23 protein-coding genes and 3 pseudogenes are annotated in these 23,752 nt (G+C 57.5%); 13 read left to right on the top strand and 13 right to left on the bottom strand.

The window, feature by feature from the left end:
- Positions 1 to 146 precede the first annotated feature (146 nt).
- Positions 147 to 922 (top strand): annotated as a pseudogene (locus F4827_RS32445) (IS5 family transposase); the annotation flags it as partial.
- 82 nt (positions 923 to 1,004) lie between these two features.
- Here F4827_RS32445 and F4827_RS32440 read toward each other — a convergent pair.
- Together F4827_RS32440 and F4827_RS32435 are read right to left on the bottom strand one after the other, a co-directional pair.
- Positions 1,005 to 1,436, bottom strand: coding sequence for a DUF6691 family protein (locus F4827_RS32440; protein WP_183732483.1), 432 nt, complete (start codon positions 1,434 to 1,436; stop codon positions 1,005 to 1,007).
- Between the two features lies 1 nt (position 1,437).
- Positions 1,438 to 1,872 (bottom strand): YeeE/YedE family protein, encoded by a 435-nt coding sequence (locus F4827_RS32435; RefSeq protein WP_183732487.1) that lies wholly within the window; start codon positions 1,870 to 1,872, stop codon positions 1,438 to 1,440.
- Positions 1,873 to 2,789: 917 nt separating this feature from the next.
- On the opposite strand from F4827_RS32435, the gene F4827_RS32430 reads away from it, so the two are divergent.
- Positions 2,790 to 3,164, top strand: coding sequence for a cytochrome b562 (locus tag F4827_RS32430; RefSeq protein ID WP_260175526.1), 375 nt, complete (start codon positions 2,790 to 2,792; stop codon positions 3,162 to 3,164).
- A 31-nt stretch (positions 3,165 to 3,195) separates the two neighbouring features.
- Complete coding sequence (locus F4827_RS32425) at positions 3,196 to 3,756, top strand: cytochrome b (protein WP_183732490.1); 561 nt, start codon at positions 3,196 to 3,198, stop codon at positions 3,754 to 3,756.
- Between the two features lie 164 nt (positions 3,757 to 3,920).
- Here the strand turns inward: F4827_RS32425 and F4827_RS32420 are convergent, their stop codons facing one another.
- On the bottom strand, positions 3,921 to 5,267 hold the full coding sequence (locus F4827_RS32420) for a sorbosone dehydrogenase family protein (protein WP_183732493.1): 1,347 nt from the start codon (positions 5,265 to 5,267) through the stop codon (positions 3,921 to 3,923).
- Positions 5,268 to 5,998: 731 nt separating this feature from the next.
- On the bottom strand, positions 5,999 to 6,640 hold the full coding sequence (locus tag F4827_RS36085; protein ID WP_409258887.1) for a Fur family transcriptional regulator: 642 nt from the start codon (positions 6,638 to 6,640) through the stop codon (positions 5,999 to 6,001).
- Between the two features lie 536 nt (positions 6,641 to 7,176).
- Between F4827_RS36085 and F4827_RS32410 the strand changes: the two genes are divergently transcribed.
- The 3 genes from F4827_RS32410 (at position 7,177) to F4827_RS32400 (ending at position 9,883) form a co-directional block, all read left to right on the top strand.
- Complete coding sequence (locus F4827_RS32410) at positions 7,177 to 7,836, top strand: response regulator (RefSeq protein WP_183732500.1); 660 nt, start codon at positions 7,177 to 7,179, stop codon at positions 7,834 to 7,836.
- Positions 7,833 to 9,287, top strand: a complete 1,455-nt coding sequence (locus F4827_RS32405) for an ATP-binding protein (RefSeq protein ID WP_183732503.1) — start codon at positions 7,833 to 7,835, stop codon at positions 9,285 to 9,287. Before F4827_RS32410 ends, F4827_RS32405 begins: the two co-directional genes overlap by 4 nt.
- Positions 9,288 to 9,355: 68 nt before the next feature.
- Complete coding sequence (locus F4827_RS32400) at positions 9,356 to 9,883, top strand: cytochrome b (protein WP_183732507.1); 528 nt, start codon at positions 9,356 to 9,358, stop codon at positions 9,881 to 9,883.
- Positions 9,884 to 10,196: 313 nt separating this feature from the next.
- Here the strand turns inward: F4827_RS32400 and hpnI are convergent, their stop codons facing one another.
- Entirely contained in the window at positions 10,197 to 11,462 is a 1,266-nt protein-coding gene (gene hpnI / locus F4827_RS32395) for a bacteriohopanetetrol glucosamine biosynthesis glycosyltransferase HpnI (RefSeq protein ID WP_409258884.1), read from the bottom strand.
- 146 nt (positions 11,463 to 11,608) lie between these two features.
- Complete coding sequence (locus tag F4827_RS32390) at positions 11,609 to 11,956, bottom strand: hypothetical protein (RefSeq protein ID WP_183732510.1); 348 nt, start codon at positions 11,954 to 11,956, stop codon at positions 11,609 to 11,611.
- A 533-nt stretch (positions 11,957 to 12,489) separates the two neighbouring features.
- Here F4827_RS32390 and F4827_RS32385 point away from each other — a divergent pair.
- Complete coding sequence (locus F4827_RS32385) at positions 12,490 to 12,699, top strand: hypothetical protein (protein ID WP_183732606.1); 210 nt, start codon at positions 12,490 to 12,492, stop codon at positions 12,697 to 12,699.
- A 168-nt stretch (positions 12,700 to 12,867) separates the two neighbouring features.
- On the opposite strand, the gene F4827_RS32380 is transcribed toward F4827_RS32385, so the two are convergent.
- Entirely contained in the window at positions 12,868 to 13,788 is a 921-nt protein-coding gene (locus F4827_RS32380; protein ID WP_183732513.1) for a class I SAM-dependent methyltransferase, read from the bottom strand.
- 907 nt (positions 13,789 to 14,695) lie between these two features.
- On the opposite strand from F4827_RS32380, the pseudogene F4827_RS32375 reads away from it, so the two are divergent.
- The 5 genes and pseudogenes from F4827_RS32375 to F4827_RS32355 form a co-directional block, all read left to right on the top strand.
- Positions 14,696 to 15,019, top strand: a pseudogene (locus F4827_RS32375) (transposase); the annotation flags it as partial.
- Between the two features lie 233 nt (positions 15,020 to 15,252).
- Complete coding sequence (locus F4827_RS32370; RefSeq protein WP_183732516.1) at positions 15,253 to 15,576, top strand: DUF4148 domain-containing protein; 324 nt, start codon at positions 15,253 to 15,255, stop codon at positions 15,574 to 15,576.
- 148 nt (positions 15,577 to 15,724) lie between these two features.
- On the top strand, positions 15,725 to 16,039 hold the full coding sequence (locus F4827_RS32365; RefSeq protein WP_183732519.1) for a DUF4148 domain-containing protein: 315 nt from the start codon (positions 15,725 to 15,727) through the stop codon (positions 16,037 to 16,039).
- Between the two features lie 24 nt (positions 16,040 to 16,063).
- On the top strand, positions 16,064 to 16,726 hold the full coding sequence (locus tag F4827_RS32360) for a response regulator (RefSeq protein WP_183732522.1): 663 nt from the start codon (positions 16,064 to 16,066) through the stop codon (positions 16,724 to 16,726).
- Positions 16,723 to 18,123, top strand: a complete 1,401-nt coding sequence (locus tag F4827_RS32355) for a HAMP domain-containing sensor histidine kinase (protein ID WP_183732525.1) — start codon at positions 16,723 to 16,725, stop codon at positions 18,121 to 18,123. The genes F4827_RS32360 and F4827_RS32355 overlap by 4 nt, the downstream gene beginning before the upstream one ends.
- Before the next feature lie 721 nt (positions 18,124 to 18,844).
- Here F4827_RS32355 and pal read toward each other — a convergent pair.
- A complete protein-coding gene (pal, locus tag F4827_RS32350; RefSeq protein WP_183732528.1) occupies positions 18,845 to 19,351 on the bottom strand; it encodes a peptidoglycan-associated lipoprotein Pal in 507 nt (168 codons plus the stop codon).
- Between the two features lie 608 nt (positions 19,352 to 19,959).
- Between pal and F4827_RS32345 the strand changes: the two genes are divergently transcribed.
- A complete protein-coding gene (locus F4827_RS32345) occupies positions 19,960 to 20,136 on the top strand; it encodes a hypothetical protein (RefSeq protein WP_183732531.1) in 177 nt (58 codons plus the stop codon).
- 650 nt (positions 20,137 to 20,786) lie between these two features.
- Here the strand turns inward: F4827_RS32345 and arsH are convergent.
- The 5 genes and pseudogenes from arsH to F4827_RS32320 form a co-directional block, all read right to left on the bottom strand.
- Positions 20,787 to 21,521 carry an arsenical resistance protein ArsH gene (gene arsH, locus F4827_RS32340; protein WP_183732534.1) on the bottom strand — a complete coding sequence of 245 codons (735 nt, stop codon included), beginning with the start codon at positions 21,519 to 21,521 and terminating at the stop codon, positions 20,787 to 20,789.
- The gene (gene arsC / locus F4827_RS32335) at positions 21,502 to 21,936 is read right to left on the bottom strand and encodes an arsenate reductase (glutaredoxin) (RefSeq protein WP_183732537.1); all 435 of its coding nucleotides are present in this window, start codon (positions 21,934 to 21,936) and stop codon (positions 21,502 to 21,504) included. The genes arsH and arsC overlap by 20 nt, the downstream gene beginning before the upstream one ends.
- A 20-nt stretch (positions 21,937 to 21,956) precedes the next feature.
- Positions 21,957 to 23,027 (bottom strand): ACR3 family arsenite efflux transporter, encoded by a 1,071-nt coding sequence (arsB, locus tag F4827_RS32330; protein WP_183732540.1) that lies wholly within the window; start codon positions 23,025 to 23,027, stop codon positions 21,957 to 21,959.
- Between the two features lie 25 nt (positions 23,028 to 23,052).
- Positions 23,053 to 23,376: pseudogene (locus tag F4827_RS32325) on the bottom strand (VOC family protein); the annotation flags it as partial.
- Positions 23,377 to 23,388: 12 nt separating this feature from the next.
- The gene (locus F4827_RS32320; RefSeq protein WP_183732543.1) at positions 23,389 to 23,712 is read right to left on the bottom strand and encodes a helix-turn-helix transcriptional regulator; all 324 of its coding nucleotides are present in this window, start codon (positions 23,710 to 23,712) and stop codon (positions 23,389 to 23,391) included.
- Positions 23,713 to 23,752 lie beyond the last annotated feature (40 nt).

Below are 23,752 nucleotides of genomic sequence, written 5' to 3'. Positions count from 1 at the left end.
CGCACCCCTGCTGGCCGGTTAGCGAACAGTCGGGCAAAGGAGAAGCCTTCACTGGCAAAGCTCAGCCTCTCCGGAAAATCACTCAAAAACTAAGAGTCGCTAACACAACCTGGAAATCAAGCCGCGGACGCCATATCCATGGGGACATGGCAAGACGAAAAATCAGCAACGAATTGTGGGCGGCGCTGGAACCGCTGATTCCGGTGTTCACGCCGTCGCCCAAAGGCGGACGACGCCGAACGGTGGATGACCGCGCAGCATTGAACGGCATCCTGTATGTCTTGCAAACAGGCATTCCATGGGAAGACCTGCCGAAAGAATTGCGCTTCGGTAGCGGCATGACCTGCTGGCGAAGGCTACGCGACTGGCAAGCAGCAGGCGTGTGGAAGAAACTGCATCTGGCGATGCTTCGCCGATTGCGTGAGCATGACCAGATTGATTGGGAACGGGCGAGTCTTGATGCTGCCAGTGTTTCCAGCCCCCGGGGGGCCAGGAAACTGGCCCCAGCCCGACAGACCGTGGCAAGCTGGGATCGAAACGGCACATCGTCGTAGATGCGCGCGGCGTCCCGTTGTCCATCACGGTCACGGGCGCCAACCGGCGCGACTCGATGGCATTCGAGCCCACACTTGATGCCATTCCTGCGGTGCCGGGCCTGAACGGACAGCCACGCAAACGCCCGGACAAGTTGCATGCAGACAAAGGTTATGACTTTGCGCGCTGCCGTCGTTACCTGAGGCAACGCGGCATCACGGCTCATATTGCCCGTCGTGGCGTGGAAGCCCGCGAGCGGCTCGGCCGACATCGTTGGGTAGTCGAGCGCACGCACGCCAGGTTTGCCGGTTTCGGCAAACTGCGCATTCGTTTCGAACGTCGTCTCGACATTCATACTGCGTTGCTATCCCTGGCTGCTGTCGTTATTAGTCGCGGCATCTCAATTAGCGCCTACCTCAACGGCTCGGGGTCCATTGTGACCAGCCGGGAGCGGTACTTGTGCGCCTTGCTTACGCCCGTTGCATGCCCGATTTCGTTCGTTCGACGAGTTCGAATATAAGCATGCCCGCCACCATGGCTGCCACGAATCCAATGGCTTTCGGATAGCCGGCGCCCAGTGCGACCAGCGCGGGCCCCGGGCAGAAGCCCGCCAGGCCCCAGCCGACTCCGAAGGTCGCGCTGCCGAGGACGAGCCGTGGCGTAATTGTCGTGCTTGCCGGCAACTGCACAGCCACGCCCAGTAACGAGCGCTTGCGGCGTCTCGCAACGAAGAATGCGAGCGAAGCCACGACGATGGCGCCCACCATCACAAACGCGAGGGACGGATCCCAACGACCGGCGATATCGAGGAAGCCCAGCACCTTGGCCGGGTTGCTCATGCCGGAGACCATCAGTCCAACGCCGAAAATCAGTCCCGAAAGCAGTGCGATGAGAATTGCCATATCAGCCTCCAATCAGGTGCTGGTGGACGACGACAGTCAGAAGTCCCGCCGCCATGAAGGTCAGCGTGGCGACGAGCGATCGCAGCGACCCGCGCGAAATGCCACACACACCGTGGCCACTGGTGCAGCCGCTGGCATAGCGGGCGCCGAGCCCCACCAGAAATCCTGCAACCAGGATGACGCCCCAGTTCGCCTCGATGTCCGCAATTGCAGGCTTGCCGAGGAGGCCTGCAACTATAGGGGCGATGACGAGACCTGCGACAAAGGCGAGGCGCCAGCCGCTGTCGTTGCGTGGCAGGCTCAACAGGCCACCGAAGATACCGCTGATACCGGCGATGCGACCGTTGAACAGCACGAGTACAGCCGCCGCAAGGCCGATGATGAGTCCCCCGGCCAGGGAGAGACCGGGCGTGAAATGTGTGGAGTCAATCAACATGATTCGTCCCCCAGAGGATTGGCGCAAAACTGCTCATAAAGCACAGACATATCGGCGAGCGCTTACGGGCTCGCCACCGAATAAAAGAAGTTCTTGCACTCGCGGCAGGTTGCCGCGGGCCGCTTTCGCGGAGCGGGCCCAACGGCTGGAACAGGGTCGGCTGCCGGAACCGAAGCTCCTCCTCGAACGCGACCACTGACGGCTCTCTCTGGGTAGGCGACACATCGACAGCAGGCAATCTGTATTGGCGAACACCTTTAGCGGCACACACGCGTTTATAGCGCGAGCTTGCCAGCTGGCCATGTCGATGATGGAGTGGCTCGGATCCATTGGGTCATCAGCTCAATTCAAACATGAACAATATATCAATAAATATACTATATAAAGATAGAATGATTGATCAAGTGACAGCTTAGACAAGCGACCGTGCACCGATTTTTTGCTCCGGTTGCGCAGCAGAAGCGGAGCTTTGACGCCTGCGTCCTTATGAGGTGCGGGACGCACGTGCCCTCTTGCGACCTGCTCAGTGTCACCGGGTCAGGACACGACCGGGCCAGCATCGTTGCGTCTGGATTGTCTGAGGTGCCGCCGCAATTTCAGTTTTTGCTGTTCAAGGAGCAGATTCCAGTCGAGCGTCATGCGCACGTACACGGGTCCAAGTAACACGAGTTGCGAAAGCACGAACCCGATCCGAGATACTGACTTCCAACACGGCTTCGGTATTGATAAACGACGACGCGAGCCAGAACCTCCCGCCTCGACGATTACGGACTGGCTACTCATGATTGAGAGTGATCTTCGTTCCAGTTGGTGAGCGCCGTGCCGCGCTCCCAAAGACGCACCGCGTCCTTAAGACTGCGTTAACCGTGTCCCCCGTACGATCGTGGAATCGAATTAACAACGCCAGTTGAACGCCCATGTCCAAGACATCGCTCCCCCTTCGCGCCAGCCTGTTCTTGTTCGCGGCACTTCTCGCGGTCTCGCCATTTGCACAGGCCGGGGAGATCAAGATGCTGATGAGGGATATGAAGCTCGCCATGCAGGGGGCGATGGCCAGCACGACTATGCCCGCGCTGAGCAGTTACGTGGGCCGCCTGGAAAGTGATGTGGAGCAAGCCAGTCATCAACCTTACCGCGACGACCAACCCACCTACGACGAAGGCATGCAGACTCTACGGCGCGAACTCGCCGAGGTTGATCAGGCCATTCGTTCAAACGACCTGACGACTGCCAGGAACGCTCTGCGCAAGATCGACGCGACGAGGAAACACTACCACGACCTGCTTGGCTGATGACACGTCAAATCGACCGGGAGCCTGACACTTGAAAGACTCTGCGCGCTATCCGTTTTCAGTTAGCCTTCTGCACTGGCTGCTGGCCATCGCACTGATCGGCAACCTCGTTATCGGGTGGCTGCTCGACGACAGGGAGGAACTTCTCCCCCTTCACAAGTCGGTTGGCATTGCGATTCTCGCCCTGGCACTCACCCGCCTCATGAACCGGTTGCGCGTGCGAGACCGGTTACCGCCCTCCGTAAACGAGGTAGATACGCTCGCTAATTTCGTAGAAGCTGCAGTCCATCGCCTGCTGTATGTACTGATGATCGTGGCTCCTCTGCTCGGGTGGCTAAAAACCAATGCCGCAGGACATGCAGCCAGTTTCTTCGGACTCTTCTCGTTGCCGACGCTGCTGTCCAGAAGCCGGGAGTTAGCACACTGGTTAGGACAATTTCACATGATTGCGGCCTACAGCCTGGCTGCACTGATAGGTTTGCACGTGCTGGGATCGCTAGTGCACCGGCTGCTCTCAGGGAGCAATATTCTTCCACGCATTCTTCCCCTGCCCCGACGGACTGTACGCAGGGCGAAACACGTACCACGGTGACAGAACCGGGTTGCCAGGGTCGCGATCTTTCGCTTGCCAACTCAACGTGCGACACATCAGCGTCCACGGATTCGCCCGCGTACGATCTGGCTGTTTTGACTGGTGGAACGGTTTGATCTACACGATAGTCCTGCGTCCATCTGACTTCAGAGGAAATTGGCAGATCATTTACCTGCAGGCGCATCGGCAGCCGATTTATCATTGATTCGCGGTGCTACTCGCCATACAGCATTACCGATGTCGTCGGCCACGAGCAACGCCCCAGCGGCATCCAGTGCAACACCAACGGGTCGGCCCACGGCGTGACCGTCTTCCGTCAGAAAGCCACTCAGAAAGTCCTCAGGTACGCCGACAGGCTTTCCATCGACGAATGGTACGAACACGACCTTGTAGCCGGTACGTGGTTTCCGGTTCCATGATCCATGCTGGCCGACAAATGCGCCTCCACGATAGTGCGGCGGGAAAAGCGTCCGGTCGTAAAAGACGAGACCCAGCGACGCCGTATGATTCCCTAGCGCATAGTCCGGCACGATTGCCCTGGCAACCAGATCGGGCCGTTGCGGTGTGACACGGGTGTCGATGTGCTGGCCGTAGTAGCTGTAAGGGAAACCATAAAAAGCACCATCTTTTACGGCTGTCATGTAGTCGGGGACCAGATTGTTGCCGAGATCGTCCCGCTCATTGACCGTCGTCCACAATGCGCCGCTGTTTGGCTGCCACGCAAGCCCGTTAGGGTTGCGCAAGCCAGTCGCAAAGGGCCGCATTTGGCCCGTCGCGATGTCGTACACGAGAATGCGCGCTCGACCTTCTTCGGCGCCAACTCCATTTTCCCCTGCGTTGCTGTTCGATCCCACCGTGATGTACAGATGTTTGCCAGATCGATCGGCCAGGATATTTTTGGTCCAGTGATGATTGATCGGCCCGGCGGGCAGGTCGGCAACCTTGACGCCGGAACTCGTAATCCGGGTGGTGCCCGTTACGTAGTCGAAACGCAGCAGAGCATCCGTGTCGGCAACGTAGAGTTGATTGCCAACGAGCGCCATGCCGAACGGCGAATGGAGGCCGCGCAGGAACATCGTCTGGGTCGTCGCAACGCCACTACCGTGCGCGGCGCGCAGCAGCACAATGCGATCGGGGCTCGGCACGCCGGCACCTGCGCGCTTCATGACCTGCTTTCTCACCCAGCCGAACAGGCCACTGCCCTCATCGTGCTCTTTGGGCGCGTCGCTTTCCGCTACCAGTACGTCACCATTGGGCAGCGTGTAAAGCCAGCGCGGATGGGCGAGCCCAGCGGCAAACTCGGTGACGAGAAAGCCATCAGGAACGGTCGGCACGAAACCTTGGGGGCGCGCCTGAACGGGCGCGATGTTGACCATCGGGAGCAGCGACGATTCAGGGGACGGGATGGGAGGCGAAGCCCCGAAGCCCGGATCGCCTGGGCTTGATGGTCCGAGTGCGCATGAGGCCAGAGGCAAAACCATTGAAACAGCCAGACGGTTTAGCAGGCGCATGTGGGCTCCCAGGGAAGAGCGTTGATCGATGATCCTTGGAAGGCTCCGCAAGAAGCGGGCCCAAGTCTCCCCTCTACGGTACAAGCCGCGCCGTCATTCGCTCGGAAAATCGCGGCTTCTTGACGTTCCAGTCTTGCGAAAGCTTCGTTGGCGGCTGTGTGGAAGTGGCGGAAAACTCCCGCGCCGCAGCGGTGACCGCCCGGCGCAGGGCGATTGAGAGATCGAGTTCGAGGCCTTAAAGGTTCGACGACGCTCAGGCACAATCAGGCCACGTTGCAGTAACGCGCTCGACGGGGCAACGCACAAGAGCTCCTGGCGTTCCCGGCGCCGACGCGTTATCAACCACTACTGAGACTCGATCGAATGCGGCCGAGGCTGTGCCACAACTCGAGACGATCCAGATTTTGCGTGCCGCTTTACGATTCCTGATGCTGCGATGCCAGTTTGTACCGCGGCATCGCCCTCTCACGCAGCGATTCGAATCGTCTCACTTTAGCCGGAAAGCATATTCACGGAGATAGATCCAAAATCACGCTTTCAAATACCATGACCAAGACACGTTGTTGAACGAAAGAGATATGCAATTCACAGGAAAACGTTTGCCCCGCAATCAAAAAAAACCTGCGACGGCGCGCAGGTTTAAATTCGCCGGGCAGCTTATGCCGCACTCTTGCGAATGTTCACGTTCCATGACAGGCGCAAAAGGTTTTATGATCCTGCTGCGGACCACGTCATGGTGCCCTCGGAACACACCAGATCATAAGAAGAAAATGCGGGCGATGTAAAGCGCTCGATCTCACAAATCCCACAATCATATCGCGGACGGCACTGCTCGCCGATGGCCCGGACTCACACAACCGGATGCCCTGTCGAAAGACCCTCTCTCTACTCACATCCCTGCAAGCGCACGTTGAACAATCCATAGCCCCACTACCATGAATGCGATTACGCGCCTTGCCAGCAAGACGGCCGTGAATACGTGAGTGATTGTTATCTACCTTGCAGTGCGTGCACCGGCCAAAGAGCAACACATTGCAGCCCAGATAATCAAAGCCTCGATCCCGTACAAGCGCCTCCTGCTGATCAGATAGCGAAGAGTCCGTGAAATTCTCGATCGCCCCACACATGCTGCAAATGATGTGCGAATGCGGAAAACCGGGATTGGACTCGTAAACAACCCTGTTCTCACCAACCCACGAACTAATCACCATACCTGCGGTAACAAGTTGAGCCAGCGAACGGTACACGCTCGCAAGGCTGCACTGCTCTGTTCCTGCCGGAACATGCCGGAATATCTCTTCGGCCGTCATATGTTGATCGGGGTAATCGAGAAAAACCTTTAGCACTGCGATCCGACTTGATGTGGGCCGCATGCGAGCCCGCTTTAACGCAGCACAGATAGAGCGGGTCACGTCCCGTTCATTTCCAGTAGTCAAGTCCTCACCCTCATCTCAAACCTTTTGTCTATTTCGTGGAGTTGGATACGATCCAGTATCGCACCCGATAGCGACATATGACCACGCTGGGATCATGGTCACAAGAGCGGAACAGTCCAGATTGTTAATGTAGCTAAGGGACAGAGATTGCGGATTCAATGATGCGAAAGCCACGTTCTTTGCCGCAACGCCGGATAAAACCTAACCAGTGAGTCCGTCTCCGCGCCGCGATGCCGGAGTCGCTGTAACCGTATCGACGCGAATGGAATCAGCACATCATATTCACTAATCCAGAAACGATGCCTGATTGCGCCGACATAATTCCCGGTCGCCTCAGGTTACAGGGAATCCATGAAGGTAACCTGAAGCAGGCAGCCACGCCTGACTGCGCAGAACTACCATTGCCTGTCGCCTACAATTGAAGGATTTTCGATTGAAGCAGCTATCCGGACGCGAATACGTTTCACTTGCATATGAGAATACTTCTCGTTGAAGACGATGACCTGATCGGCAGCGGTCTGGAGATCGGCCTTGTCGAGGCCGGCTACAGTCTTGATTGGGTGCGCGATGGCCACGCGGCCACGATGGCACTTGCCACCACCCATTACCTGATGGTCGTGCTGGACCTGGGATTGCCCGGCAAATCCGGCAGCGACATCCTGCGCGGGCTCCGGGAGGGAGGCGACGATATCCCGGTACTCGTCCTGACCGCACGCGGCACGGTCGCAGACAGGGTCCGCGGCCTGGACGCCGGTGCGGACGATTATCTGGCAAAACCGTTTGAACTGTCCGAAGTGCTCGCCCGCTGCCGCGCGCTCGTGCGACGTTCACAGGGGCGCGGCCAGGAAACGATCGTGTGGCGTGAAATTGAAGTCGATGTTCCATCGCGGACTGTGATGCGTAATAAAACACGCGTCGTGCTCACGGCAAAAGAGTGGACGATTGTTCACCAACTGCTGACCCATCAGGGTGTTCCGCAAGCGAAGCGCGTGCTGGAAGACCACCTTTACGGATGGCTGGACGGGGTTGAAAGCAACACGATTGAAGTGCACGTATCAAACCTGCGCAAGAAACTCGGAACCGACTTCATCCGCACGGTACGCGGCGTGGGCTATGTGGTTGAAAAACCATGACCGCCCACTCCATTCGCCGCCGCCTGTCCTTTTTCGTGTTGCTTTGCGTGAGCGCCGTCTGGGGGCTCGCCGTCTTTGGCAGTTTCCGGTACGCATCGCGCGAGGTCCAGGAATGGGAAGATGCACGCCTTGTGGAATATGCGATGTTTATCGCCCGGCTCGACGCCGCAGATATCGAGCAGTTTGCCTCGCTGCCCATCAATGCACAGATCGAACTCTCGTGGCCTGGGCGACAAAAAAGCCCCCGGTCCGATAGCGATCGACTTCCACGGGACATTCATTTTGCCCTGACCGATGCGAGCCACCGCATCGTATCGAACCTTCCAGTAGCACCTTCTACGTTCGCGGCAATGAGGGACAACGACGGACCGGGAACCGTCAATGTTGGTGGAACCCCGTGGCGGCTGTACCAGTTCCGTGACCCGAAAAGCGGACGCAACGTGCAGGTCATGGAATTGTCCAATACCCGCAGTGATCTCGCGACGGAAGCCGCAATACGGATTGTCTGGCCTCTACTACTGGCGCTTCCTGCTCTCGCTGTGATGCTCTGGTACGTCATCGGGCGCAGCCTGACACCGCTGGGCGTGCTCTCCGCGACAATCCGGGCGCGCAATGAACATTCGCTGACGCCGCTTAACATCGCGTCGATACCTGCCGAGGTCGAGACATTGGTCGGAGCCATCAACCGTCTTCTCTCGCAGCTCAGGCAGTCGATTGTCAGGGAGCGCGCATTCACCTCTGATGCGGCTCACGAACTCAAGACTCCTCTCGCGGCGATCAAGGTTCAGGCCCAGGTTGCCTTGACGACATCCGACCCGGCGTTGCAGCGCCTGGCCATGCAACGCGTCGTACAGGGGGTGGATCGCAGTGCACGACTTGCTGAGCAGTTGCTGCTGCTTGCACGACTGGATGAGCAGGAGCACATTCCCGCCCGCATCCTCAATACTCATGATCTGATTGATGAAGCGGTCATGCGACACGCCCAGCGCGCGAGCGACAAAGGTATCGCATTGCAGGGGAAGCCGCACTCCCGCCACGCGATCCAGGCCGACCCGGTACTGATTGGAATACTGCTTGAGAATCTGGTCGATAACGCGATCAAGTATGGCCACCCAGATGGACGCGTCGAGGTGATCACAATCGATCAGGGGCACACACAATGTCTGGCGGTGCTCGATGATGGCACGGGTGTCGCCCAGACTGATATCGCGCGACTGACCGATCGTTTCTATCGTGGGACGGGCGTCCAGTCTCCTGGCAGCGGTCTCGGACTCTCGATCGTCGAGCGCATCGTGCGGTACTTCAACGGTACCCTGCGATTCGGCACAGGACTGGACGGGCGCGGTCTGGGTGTTTTCGTAGCATTTCCTGCCGTTCAAGGGCCACAGGAAATTGAAGTGTCCGGTCAGGCGAAGCGAACCAACACACCCTCGTCGGCTACGCTTTCTTAAGCTTCTCTTAACGGAATATTTCTAGAATCACGGCGTTACGGTCCCAACGAGGCAGAGGAGAATACAGCATGCAGACTACCGAAAAGTACGATCGTGTCGCACGCTTTCTCCATTGGCTGATTGTCCTGCTGGTCTGCGCGCAATTCGTATTGGGCTGGACGATGCCCGACGTGCATCGTGACACACGGCCGGTCGGTTTGATCAGCGCACATATCGTGGTTGGCACGGCACTCCTGGCCGCGATGCTTTGCAGGCTGGCGTGGCGCCTGACGCATCGGCCGCCACCGGCCGACATTTCGCGGCTGCTGCGCATTGTTTCCTCGCTGACGCAGTTTGCGCTCTATGCACTTTTGCTGATTGTGCCGCTACTTGGCTGGATCAACGCCTCTTCGCGTGGCTGGGCAGTCACCCTGCTCTATGCCATTCCATTGCCGGGCCTCTCGCCTGCTGGCTCCACCTTTGGCCACGAGATGGGCGATGTGCATGGCGTCCTCGCCTGGGCACTCTTCGCATTCATCTGCCTGCATATTGTCGGCGCAATGATGCACTTCTTTGTCTTCCGCGATCGTATCGCACAACGCATGGCCCCATGGTAAACGACAGATCGTCGCGCCAGAATTTCTTTAGGCAACTTACCATCACCGGGAGTTAAACGCTGCTAGCCCACTGTCCAATGCAGCTTCATTGGACGCTACGGCGAATCACGCGCACAATATTCGGCAATCCAGAATTGCCGATCACCGCGACGATGGATGCAACGCCGCATGGCACCCACCTCACCACGAGTCCAGCCACCTCGATTTAGATGCGGGACTTCCAGCACGGTGTCGGCAGGGACCGCGAGGGAGCAGCGTCAGAATGCCAGCGCGGCTTGCCAGGCTGCAGCTCACATCGTTCGAAGGTCCTGACTCATCTTTCACCATCGGGTGAAAGCATGCCACTACGGTCAACACGGAAACGCGTTCCGCGCCAGACCACAGAGGATGAGCAGAAACTCGCAATGTAGATCACAAACTGCAGGACGTCCCATAGGGGCAGCCAGAATATCCCTTTCGTCCTCTGATGGGTCGCACGATCCATTTTGTAGATCAACGCGACACGCGCTCCAAGCGACGCACCGAGCGCGATCCACGATATAGCTGCGCCTTGGGAAAATATAGTGGCGAGGATTGCCAGTGGAAGTGGATGCATCAGTATGGCACCAGCATGCCCCCAGCGATCAGCGGCGCGTATCGTGAGACTCCAACGCAACTCGTGGCGGAACATACCGAGGAAAGTTCCATAGGTACAGGCATGCAGGACAACTTTCGGCGAAACCGTCACACGCTTGCCCGCACGCCGAACAGCTTCTCCGATTGCATGGTCTTCAGCAAGGTGATGCGCAAACTGGACGAGACCACCGATCTCCGCAAGCGTCCCCCGAGTCATCGCAATAGACTGTCCGAAACAGGGCCGGGCGCGACCAAGAGCCAGTCCTGTGATCACGCCGGGCAGGAAGTGATAATCGGTCAGCGCGCCAGCCACGCGCGCCCAGAAGGATGCGGAGCAACTCCCTCGGTATACCGTAGTAACCAGACCAACTCCTGGCACCTGAAGTTCGCTGACAACCGTACGCAAATAGTCGGGAGCAACGAGAACATCACTGTCAGCGAAACACAAAACATCACTGGTTGCGCGCTCAAGCATATTGACGAGATTCGCTATCTTCCGGTTGGGTCCATATAACCGGGCATCGACCACCACGGATATCTGCTTCCCGGGATAGCGATGGCGAAGGAGATCTACGGCAGCCAGTGCCTTATCCTCCCCATCATGCACGCCGAAAATGTATTGCACCTCTCCTGGATAATCCTGGTCGATAAACGACTCGAGATGCTCGTCAAGCTGCCATTCGTCTCCGTGCAACGGTTTCAGAACCGTGACATCAGGCAAGCAGTTCGCCACCGCCGATTTCCGGGAAAAAAACCGGACAATCTGCGAAGTCGCAAAAATGGTGTAACTGAGTGCACCAAGGACGCCGATTCCGCACGCAATGGCAAGCACAAGCAATAACATGCTACTGAAGTCTGGCGTCTCAATTTTTTTCGCGCACAGCAAGACCAGACCCAGGGCTGCAAATAGAGCAAGGGATACAGCGACACGGCGCCTCGATGCGACGGAGGGCAAGATGCGCATGCGGCATCTTCTGCCGCAGCTGGAAAGAAGTTCTCGAAGGGATCCAGAAAATTTGGTCAATGAGTCCGCCCCGTAGTTTTCATACACGGCTCAAGAACCGCGCTCAGCGCATTGCGGGCACGCGATCATGCAAACACAGTTCAGGATCAGACAACAACTCCGTAGCGCCGGCGATTCAGTCGCACATGAAGCAGAACAAGTTGCGCATAAGGGCACATATCTGAAATTGCAATGAGATTATGCCCCGCCGCATCCAACGACAAATGCCCTCGCCGATGGGCGCCCCAAAAGGCAACCGCAGCAACGTAACGCACCACCGCCACGCCAGCAACTACGACACAAATGGAGGCAGCGCGAAAGACTGATGAGGTAAACCAGGCTTCAGGCATCTCGAGAACAAGCATGCCACCTATAACCAGTCCCTGGAGAAGCGTTGCAATCAGCGAAGCAACCAGAAGATGCGCGCGGAATTCAACGATAGCAGTGGCGTTCATCACTAGCCCCCTCTATGTTGCAGGTTCTTGATCCTGGTGCGTACAGGTAAAGTGTGGACGAGCTTCGCAGAACATGCACACAAGAGTCGCGTTTTATCAGACACATCATACCCCGGGAAGCTGAAGAAAAACTGAGGGCATTTGCGATCGATGCCCTGTGCATCAAAATGCATGATGGTCGTATGAGTTGCGGTTATCTCAATGAAGCTACCGTCGGGATACAAACGCAAAGTCAACGCAAAAATCCCAGGAGATGGATGTCACCCGCGCATCTAATGGTCCGCGATTGTTCGCCGGTTGAAGTCAGATCGACGCCATCATCCAATCTAAAAAATCAATACCTATAATTTGCTTCGCTTATACACACAATGTGAAGGTTTCCTTAAGTGGCTATCATTTTTCATGTTATTTGTCATTTTTCTGTTGATTTTTTAAAGAAATCAATCATGAAAAAAGTAAACTCAAGTCGCTAAAAAAATGGTCGATAACGCGAGTGAGCACAACGTTGTGCTCATTTTCTCGAAGGAAAAATTATGACGATCTCTTCCATCGGCAACAATAGCGTTGCGCGACAGTACTACCAGACGCAGAATATCCCCAAAGGCGGCGAAGCCGGCGAGGTAGGGCCCGATATGGACGGCGACGCTGATGACGGCGGCGCGCGCGCAACACCTCCAGCTTCGACGCCAACCGTTAACTCCAGCGGCCAGACGATTGGCCAATTGATCAACATCAGAGCGTAATGTTATACACCACCTGATTACCACTAACCGTGCCGCGGCACCTCGAAGCACTGCCTCGAACACGGTCAATGCTGAAGCACTACTCCGACAAGCGCGGTTCAATACGGGGCTACGGCTCGAAGCAAGCCACATACGACAGCGTTCCTCACGACACAGGAAGTGTTCGGATCACGGCTTCCGTGCTGTCAAATAGGCGATTCGTGCTGCCCCCATCTGTTTGCCGCTCTCGAAGATGGCGCGCATTCGGGTTTCGAGATAATCACGCTCATCGCGGGTGAACTGGTTTTGGAAGATATCTTCCAGCGTCGGTGCAAGTGGATGAGGAGACGTGCGTATAAACGTTTCCCATGGAAGGGACGCTTCGGTTTGCACATCAATGTGCAATTCAAGATGGATGTCTGTAAAGCCTGCGTCAATCGCGAATCGGACGAGATCGCGTTCGCCGTAGTTTGTAATCGGCGATGACTTCAGCCGGTCCTCTGTGTCCGGGAATTGTGCGGATCGACAGCGAAGAAGAAGTGGAAAGAAAGGATCGTCTGTATTGATTGAATGCGAATCGATCAGTTGCCTGAGCATACAGACTTCGAGTGCTTCGTCGCGCAGAATCGGCTCTGCCATGGCAAACCGGCCACCGCATTTGAGTACGCGATAGATTTCCCTCATTGCCTGAGGCTTGTTATCTACATATGCCAATACAGCTCGCATCGTCAATGCGTCGACTGTTTCGTTACCAATACCGCCCAGATGTTCTGCGCTGCCGCGCAAAAACGAACACTGGCTTTCGACGCCCAAAGTCTTCGCCGTTTCACGTGTATGCCTGAGCAACGCGGCAGATATGTCGGTCATGATCACCCTGACAGCTGCCCCCACCCGCTCGATTGCCCTGAATCCTACAAGGCCGCTACCCGTCCCAACATCGGCTAGCGTCATGCCGGGGGATAAATTTACGAGGTCAAGAATACGGTCTGCGTACTGAGTAACTTCTGAATGAACATTATTCTCATACTCTGGATCACCACCATGACGGCGATCGAGTAGCCATGTGGACCATTCATCATGGGCGGAATCGGGATGTATTTTCGACGACATAAAGCACTCGAGCTATTGTGAACGATTGCATCCTACGCTCTCAGGCTGAAGGCTTTCTTAGCACTACGGCCAGCTGACTAGTTCAGAAGTACGGCCACTCCCATAGGCAAAAGTAGATGTCTATGTAGGGTGTGCTGCGTACGCCAGCGATACAAAGAATCGGGCAGCGCGATTCGACGCGTACGAAGTTTCGGCTCTTTCAATACCCATACTTGTGGCACGACACATGCCCTGGATCGAACAGAAAGTCCACATTCGTACACTGCTGGCGTCATAATGATCAATCTGAATAGCGGCTGCCAGCAATCATGTCGTCTACGCGGACCTACCGGTTGGCCCGGGGCGTCGATCAGATTATCGATCTGGCGTCAGAGCAATTGAGCGCCTGCCAGTGTCACGACACGCCTCGCTATAATGCGCTGCACCGGTCGTCCGCCAGGAGGAGCGCGCCATAAGCGTTTAATGCGACACCAACTGGTCGCACGAATGAATGTCCGCCCTTGGTCAAGAACTCGCCCGGACATCCCACTGGTTTGCCCATAGGCCTACCACGACAGCATCGAACGAAAACCCCCGGTATCAGATCCGCATCTTCCGATTTCATCAGCCATGCCGGCCGACGAATGCTCCTCCATAAGCGTGACTCTGCAATAGCGATTTGTCGAATGGAATCTTGTCCAGCGAAACGCTATACGCAAACTTCACATGGCAAGCGCCAAAACGGAGCGTTGCCTTGTCGCAACCTGCTTTCATTGACTGGAAAACAAGCTGGTATCGCAACACCATCAGGATTCCTTGTGTTTTACCGCGTAAGAAGCCTGACTACTCAAAGCGCTCGCGGCCCAACGGAAACCCCAAGATTTCAAATCACCAATCCTGTACACACGAAACGGCAATGAGGCTCGGAGAACTGGCGCGTCAGGTTCAGCAGGCCACCGGCCAGACGGTCAGGGTGGCGTTCGCCGATCAGGGATATACCGGCGAAGAGCCTGCGCAGGCAGCACTCGACGAAGGAATTGAGCTTCAGGTGATCAAACTGGCGGAGGCGAAAAAGGGGTTCGTGCTGTTGCCGCGCCGCTGGGTGGTGGAGCGCAGCTTCGGCTGGCTCAACCGCTTCCGTCGTCTGGCCAGAGACTACGAGCGATTGCCCGAAACCTTGGCTGGCTTGCATTTCGTCGTATTCTCCGTGCTTATGCTCGTCCACTTTGCAGCCCTTAACAAAAGTGCATAACACCTTCTAGACCGGTCTGCGAGCAATCAAACAACATCTGCCATCTTTCCCGTTGTCCGCAATTCGCATCGCGGGCTCCCGTCTATATTCGAGCGGCGCGTGGAAATTTCGCTGGAATTTGGCATGTTCGGATTGCTTATAAATCAAGATCAATCTTCGTTAACTCGCACATAAGTTTCCCTCGCCATACTCAAGGTGCAGATTTTACATACACCCAACACATGGAGGTTTACATGAAAACGACCATCGTCGGGATCGCCAGCATCGGGCTGCTGCTCGCACCGCTTCTCGCCATTGCGCAATCGAACACCCATACGACCAGAGCGCAGGTGCGTGCAGAGCTTGTGCAGCTTGAGAATGCGGGCTACAACCCCGCAAAGGGCAACAGGGCGACTTATCCAGATGACATTCAGGCTGCGGAAGCTCGCGTTGCAGCCGAAAACGCCACGGGCAGCCTGTCGACATCCGGAATGGGTAGCAGCACTGGCAGTGCTTCACAGTCAGGCGGGACAGGCACCTCACACCGCAGCTCAATGCCCCTGTACGAACACCATTAATTGCCTGACACCTGAACCAGGATGTGGTGAGCGACGCATCAAAACGCGTGGCGTTAATCGTCTCTTAAGAATCCAGGCTCACGCTTCTGTGGCGGGCGATTGTGATCCCGCCCGCACTGAGGACAGGTCCATCAGGGAGGAACCCATCATGAAAACCCTTGCTGGTGTCGTCGCACTTTCTCTTATTATTGGCGTACCGACCGTTGGCTTTGCCCGGACATCGAACGACCCTGTGACCCGCGCGCAGGTCCGCGAAGAGCTTGCCCAGCTTCAACACGCCGGCTACAAGCCAAGCCGAACGCAGTACCCTTCTGACATCCAGGCTGCGGAGGCGCGCGTCGCTGCGCAGAACCCTGCGGCCGGTAACGCTGAGGCAGCTTACGGCGGGACGGCTGCAGGTACGTCGCAGGGGGGGCATCGCATCTCAAATGCAAGGTGGGACTCGTTGTATAACCATCATTGATTCCGGGGAAAAAAGAGCGATTCGATGCGGATACTTCTCGTAGAGGACGACACCCTGATTGGCAGTGGCCTGCAGCGGGGACTGCAACGCGAGGGATTCGCGGTAGACTGGGCTCAGGAGGGCGATGCGGCCACGCTGGCGCTGCGAACTACTTCGTATGGGCTCGTGCTTCTTGACCTGGGTCTGCCCGGACAGGACGGGCTTACCCTGCTCGCGAGACTGCGTCAGCGCAAGGATGACGTCCCGGTGATTATCATCACGGCCCGCGACGCGGTTCCGGACCGCGTCGCGGGCCTCGACAGCGGTGCGGACGACTACCTTGTCAAACCCTTCGCACTTGATGAACTGCTTGCGCGCATGCGCGTAGTACGCCGACGGCAGGCCGGACATTCACAAACGACCCTTCGCGTCGGCCCGCTTCGCCTCGATCCGGCGCAGCATCGGGTCTGGCTGCACGAAGTAGAAATCCCGATGACGGCGCGTGAGTTCGCACTGCTGCTCGAACTGATGCAGCAACCCGGCGTCGTGGTTTCCCGCGAGCAGCTTGAAGAGCGCATGTATGGCTGGAATGAGGAGATCGGCAGCAACACGATCCAGGTTCACATTCATAACCTGCGGCGCAAACTCGGTACGCAGGCAATCCGTAACGTGCGTGGAGTCGGCTACCAGATGGGAGAAATCGATTGAAATCGCTACGCCGGCGTCTGCTCTGGTGGCTGCTCCCCGCGACTTTGCTTACCGGGTTACTGGCGAGCGCTGCCACCTACCGTGGCGCGCTGACTGAACTGGACGAACTGCTAAATGACCAGTTGAAGGCGGTCGCGCAGCACGTCCTGGTCGAACCTGACGGGCACCTTTCTCTGCAAGGCATGCAGGGCGCAAACGAGGACCGGCTTTCGGGAGAGCAATCGCACGCTGTACTGCTCCAGGTCTGGCGCGGTGAAACACCGGTTTTCAATACCGATCTTGACTCGGCACTGCCCCCACCAACAGGCACTGGATTCGCAGACGTTATTGTCAAAGGGCAGCTCTGGCACACATATGTCACACGCGACGGCGACACCTTCGTGCGAGTGGCTCAGGCAAGACGTGCACGATGGGAAGCGGTGGCCGAGATCGCTATGCACCTGCTCTGGCCAGTGCTGTCGTTGGTCCCGTTGCTTGCCCTCTTCCTTTGGTTCGGAATCGGTTACGGACTGCGTCCGCTTCGGGATATAGCCGCAAACCTTAAGCGACGGGATGTTGACAACATGCAGACGATAGACACCACGGCGATTCCTGGAGAAGTCAAACCCCTCGTCGACTCGCTCAACGATCTGCTGTTACGTCTCGATAACGCCTTTACTGCCCAGCGCCACTTCATTGCGGATGCCGCTCATGAACTCCGCACGCCAATCATGGGACTGGCGCTGCAGACTGATCTTCTGCCGACAGCACCCAACGAAGAAGAGCGCGACCTGATCACCGCACAGATTCGCACCGGTACAGCGCGGCTCGCGCATCTCGCCGAGCAACTCCTGACACTTGCTCGCCTCGGCCCCGATTCGACGCCGCCGGCTATGTCCGACCTGGATCTCACATCACTCGCGCGTTCGGTTGTCGGCGAGCGGGCGCGTCTGGCCCAGGCAAACGAAATTGACCTCGGCCTTGTCGCTGGATCTGCCGTACACGTTCGAGGTAACGAGGACGCTCTTCGCATCCTGCTCAACAACCTGGTCGACAACGCTATCCGATATGCTGGCCCGCATACGCGCGTCGATGTTGTTACACGCAGAGAGGATGCTGCGCCCGTGCTGATGGTTTGCGACACCGGCCCAGGCATCGCCGCGGAAGATCGCGAGCGTGTATGGGAGCGCTTCTACCGGGGAGCAGGACACGCGGCTACGGGGAGTGGTCTTGGCCTGTCGATCGTCAGGCGCATCGCCGAACAACATCAGGCCGCCTTCGCGCTGGACAGTGGCCTGGATGGCCGTGGGTTGACGGTACGCTTACGCTTTCCCAGGTTGGTTCCAGCGATCGGACCGATCACTTCGAACGCGGATCGTCCGGGTGCGCACGCAGCCACAGCGCGTCGACCAGCCTGAGCAATGTTCCCGGAAACGTCTATCGCTCGCACCGTAAATTCGGATTGCCGCCCGGACATCGGGCTTCACCGGCGATTTTCACTTACATATCTTCTCAGAAATTCATCTGATCAATTTTGCCAATCACCAATTCGAACACGGCAGTCCCGAGCCTGAATATAATTCATTTTCTTTCAATTTAATAAATTAGGTATTCTAATCGATAGACGATAAAAGCTAATATGTTCACTGGTTGTCACGATCAGCCTCGACCTAGCCTTGATTTTTCACGCAGGTGATTCGCTGCGCAGCAGGCCAGTCAATTCAGGATTGCTGCCGGGATCGCCCTTCGACGGCCCCGGAAATATGACCGGGGCCTCTTTTTTGCGCATGCTCAGCAAGCGCGTGTCCGGCTGACAGCCAACTGCGGGTTCAACATGACAGCGAGTTAAATGTCTGGATTACGTAATTAAAAAAACCGCCGTTCCGGGGAGAGACGGCGGTATCAAATGAGCCTCCAACACTCGGGTGCGTTGGAGATTGCGAGAACGCAATTGAGCTCATAACTTATCCACAAAGGTTCGTTTCGTCTCTACGCTTGGATCAACCTCTGTTTCTGGATCCAACTATACAAAATTGAAGAAACTATTAGTTGGAGAGACTGTCCGAATCGCATACGTCATGCGTTCCACTTCGCTGACGTCCATGTCAAAAAATTGTTGCCTGTAATGGCCGCTCGAATTTATCGGTGGTACACGAGATCGACCCGACGGTTCTGCGCCCATGAGGCCTCGTCATGTCCCGTCGCAAGAGGCTTCTCCTTGCCAAGGCTCACTGCCTCCATTTGTGAGTCTGTAACACCGAGCGATTCGAGTTCGTGCAACACCGCTTCTGAGCGGCGCTGACCGAGTGCAAGGTTATACTCATCTGTGCCCCGCTCGTCCGTGTTGCCCTGAATGAGAATGTGCTGCATGGGGTGGCGTCGCAGGTAGTCCGCGTGCACTCGCAGCAACGGCAGATCACTGCTTTTGACCGTATAGCTGTCAAAGTCGAAGTACACACTTCGCTTTGCGAGCGGGCTATTCGGATCGCCAAGTTCGTCGGTCATCGTTGTCGCAGTGGGAACAGGCTGTGTTCCCACTGCGTTCATATTTGCCATGCCATTCGACGATGGCGTCGTCGACGCTGAATGGCAACCGTCAAGCAATATCAGCATCGCAAGCACGGCGCAGTATCTTTTTGACTTCATGACGGACTCCAGAACCTGGCGGGTTGCGCGTGAAAAGGCACCCTGCATCAAAAGTGTAGGTCCCGTATCGCCAGAAGGCCACCACTTTTTGGCGGTCGTGGGATAAAGAGAATGTGGAGATTTCGCCGATAGCATTGGTATTCCGTCACAACATGATGACTTATTTCATTTTCCATTCATCCGGGAAATAGCAGCAGATATCTGCTTCCCATGTCCTCGATGGCGACGCATGTTTCAATTGCCCGCTTGCTCGTCGGGCTTGTTTTCGGCGCACGAGATGTGAGGATAAGCCCCAAATTTTCCCTCGTGCTTGATTTAAGTCTTCTTTAAGTCGCCGCGCCTACATTGATAGAGGATTCACGACCAGCACAGGATTCACGATCCAGCAGCAAAACCAACTGGCCTCTTCTGCCGGGGCACGTTGCTGCAATCGCAAGCTATAGCCAGCACGAGAGCCTGGCCGCTCCGTCACTTCGGATCCAGCCGTAAAGATGGCGCTGCGTTCGCGCGCGGGGCGGCGATCTCGTGCATAACGGTCGGCTCCATGGTGCGAGCCTTTGACGACAAGGCGAGCGATGCAGCGGCTACTCAGTCACCATGAAATGGCGATGTTGCTGGTACTGTTCAGCTGGTCCGGCCAGATCACGCTGCCGGACCCTGACATCGCAAGACTTCTGCAGGAAAGCCTCGTCGAGTTCGTGACGCCGCCGCTGAGCTTGGGATACAGGCTGACGACCGAGGGCGTTGAAATCGCGCGGCGAATCGGGCGCATGGCCCAATCGTGAAATCGAACAAACTGAGTCACAGTGCATTTAACTATCGTAATCAGTTCGTTCCAGATTACCCACCAAGCGACGCCTCTCGGGCTCGTCAACAATGGCTTGCGGCAAGGCTGCCGCGAGCCGCTCGCGATCCGAACCTGCCCGTGCAACGTCGGCGCATAGGAGTCGCCATGAGCATGCCCTCAAGTTCACCCTATCCGGTGTTAGCCTGTGTCCCAGTCGCCCTGATGTGAACCACGGCGCCGCCGCTTTCTCCGACAAGCTTCGCAAAATCCGTCACGATTGCAGGTGCCTCACCATGCGAAAGCGTTGCGGCACCAACGGATACCCCACCAGACTGCGTTGGGACCGAACGTGTCTGCGCCATATAGCCCGCAGATATCACCGCCAACATCACGGTCTTCAGACGTTTTAGATTGCCGCATTCCATCCGATTGCTCCCACTGCGGAAATGTCCGATCCGCGTCGCTCCCGTCACGGTACAGCCAACAAACGCCGTCTCCGAATCACGATGAAATGAGCTTAGGTGGATACCATTAAAATCTCGCGGGCGCGCTCAGCCCCGGAATGATGCAGAACTCCGGCCAGTAGCGAACATCGGCATTGCGCTACCAATTGACCGCGGTGCACTGCATGATGGCCAAGGGCGCGAATCAGATGCTGCTCTGATTCACCCGCTTCATCAGTTCCTCGGCACTCTCCTTGCGCTCGCTGTAGCGATCGACCAGATACGGACCGATATCGCGCGTGAGCAAGGTGAACTTCACCAGTTCTTCCATGACATCCACGACGCGATCGAAATAAGCCGATGGTTTCATGCGGCCGGCCTCATCGAACTCCATGAACGCTTTGGCCACCGACGACTGGTTCGGGATGGTCAGCATGCGCATCCATCGCCCGAGCACGCGCATCTGATTGACGGCGTTGAACGACTGCGAACCGCCACTCACCTGCATCACCGCGAGCGTCTTGCCCTGCGTCGGCCGCACTGCGCCCACCGAAAGCGGAATCCAGTCGATCTGCGCTTTCATGATGCCGGTCATCGCGCCGTGACGCTCAGGCGAGCACCACACCATGCCTTCGGACCACAGCACTAGCTCGCGCAACTCGGCGACCTTGGGGTGCGTGTCGGGCGCATCGTCGGGTAGCGGTAGTCCGCTTGGGCTGAAGGTGCGAACCTCGGCGCCCATCGCCGTGAGCAGACGCGCGGCTTCTTCGCTCAGCAGCCGGCTGAACGAGCGCTCGCGCAGCGAACCGAAAAGCAGCAGGATGCGGGGCGCGTGCGAAGAAGCCTTTGTTGCCTGAAGCCGCTGGATATCAGGTATGCGAAACAGCGCCGCATCGACCTGCGGAAGCTCGGTCGTAAGATCAGTTGCCGGAGCGGACACGCTTGCCCTCCGTGTCGATCACCACTTCGCCGCCTTCCTTCGTGAACGCACCGCGTTGCGCGTCGGGCAGGATCTCGAGCACGAGCTCGGACGGACGGCACAGGCGCACGCCCATCGACGTCACTACGAAGGGACGATTGATAAGAATGGGGTGCACCATCATCGCGTCGAGCAACTCGTCGTCGCTCAATGCCGGGTTGTCCAGATGCAGTTCGGCGTAGGGCGAGCCTTTCTCGCGCAACGCCTCGCGCACGCTCAGCCCCGATTGCGCGATCAGCTCGACGAGCTTCTCGCGCGACGGCGGGCTTTGCAGATATTCGATGACGACGGGTTCGATGCCCGCGTTGCGGATCATCGCGAGCGTATTGCGCGAGGTGCCGCAGTCCGGGTTGTGATAGATGGTGACTTTGCTCATTGCATTGTTTTCCGTAACGTTCAGACGCACTCGTACCAGTTCTTCGAGCGGTTGACGATGCGCACCACGAGCAGCATGACCGGCACTTCGATCAGCACGCCCACGACCGTCGCGAGCGCGGCGCCGGAGTTGAAACCGAACAGGCCGATGGCGGTGGCGACGGCCAGCTCGAAGAAGTTCGACGCGCCGATCAGCGCGGACGGGCACGCGATGTTGTGCTTCTCGCCGACCGCGCGATTGAGCCAGTAAGCCAGCGCCGAATTGAAAGACACCTGAATCAAGATCGGCACGGCGAGCAGCACGATCAAAAGTGGCTGCTTCAGAATGGCCTCGCCCTGGAAGGCAAACAGCAGCACGAGCGTGGCAAGGAGCGCCGCGATCGACCACGGGCCGATCTTCGCGATTGCCGCATCGAATGCCGCCGCGCCGCGCGCGAGCAGCATCTTGCGCAGGATCTGCGCAAGGATCACGGGGATGATGATGTAGAGCGCGACCGAAGCAAGCAGCGTCGCCCACGGCACCGCAATCGCCGAAATGCCGAGCAGCAGGCCAACGAGCGGCGCGAAGGCGACCACCATGATGCTGTCGTTGAGCGCGACCTGAGAAAGCGTGAAGAGCGGATCGCCGCCCGTCAGGCGGCTCCAGACGAACACCATTGCCGTGCAGGGCGCAGCGGCCAGCAGGATCAGCCCGGCCACATAGCTGTCGAGTTGCGCGGCGGGCAGCATCGGTGCGAACAGGTGCTTGATGAAGAGCCACGCGAGAAACGCCATCGTGAACGGCTTGACGAGCCAGTTGACGACGAGCGTGACGCCAATGCCCTTGATGTGCTGACGCACTTCATGCAGCGCGCCGAAATCGACCTTCACCAGCATCGGCACGATCATCACCCAGATCAGCAGCCCGACCGGCAGATTGACCTGGGCGTATTGCATGCGCCCAATCGCCTGAAAGACGCCCGGTAGCGCCTGGCCGAGCAGGATGCCAGCGACGATGCACAGCGCGACCCAGATGGTCAGATATCGCTCGAAGAAGCTGATGGCCGGCTTAGACGCGCGTCTGCGTGCTGCCGCGATGTTGGGGGTGTTCATGGGGAGGCTCAATGAAGAGAGGTCAGGCGATACCCTGCGGGTCAACGATCCAGTGCTTGTCGCTACGCGAGTAGCAGCAGGTCGTTTCCCCCTGGTCGAGCAGCGTCATATCCGCTTCCTGCGCACGCTGTGCGAGTTCGTCCAGCTCGGCTGCGTCATCCACCTGCAAACCCAGATGATCGACACCGGCCTGCGAGCCGCGCGTCGAGATCGCAAAGTCCACGCGGGAATCGTCGAGCATCCACTTTTCGTAATTCGGCTTGATGCGCGCAGGCTCTGCGCCGCAGAGCTTCGAATAGAACGCGACGCTTGCCGCGATGTCGTCAACGTGGACGTGAAACCGCTTCATGGTTCTTCTCCGTCAGCATTGGCACGAATCTTTGCCGGGCAACAGGCAGGCCTGCCCCTGGCAGCAGTTCTCGGTCAGAAAGCCAAGGACTGCGTTCATCTGCTCGTAGGCTGCCCGATAGATCAGGCTGCGCCCATCGCGCTCCTGCGTGACGAGCCCCGCATGCATCAACTCCTTCAGGTGAAAGGAGAGCGTCGCATTGGGCACGTCAAGCTGCGCCGCGATGGTGCCGGGTGTCAGGCCATCCGGTCCGGCCACGATCAGCATGCGAAACACGCGCAGACGCAGGTCGTGGGCAAGCGCCGCGAGGGCATGAATGATATCTTTCTCTTCCATATTTCCAATATATTCGAAACATTTGAGCAGCGCAAGGACA

The organism is Paraburkholderia bannensis, assembly GCF_014200455.1.
Lineage (GTDB): Bacteria > Pseudomonadota > Gammaproteobacteria > Burkholderiales > Burkholderiaceae > Paraburkholderia > Paraburkholderia bannensis_A.
This window is presented reverse-complemented; position numbering and strand designations above follow the sequence as displayed.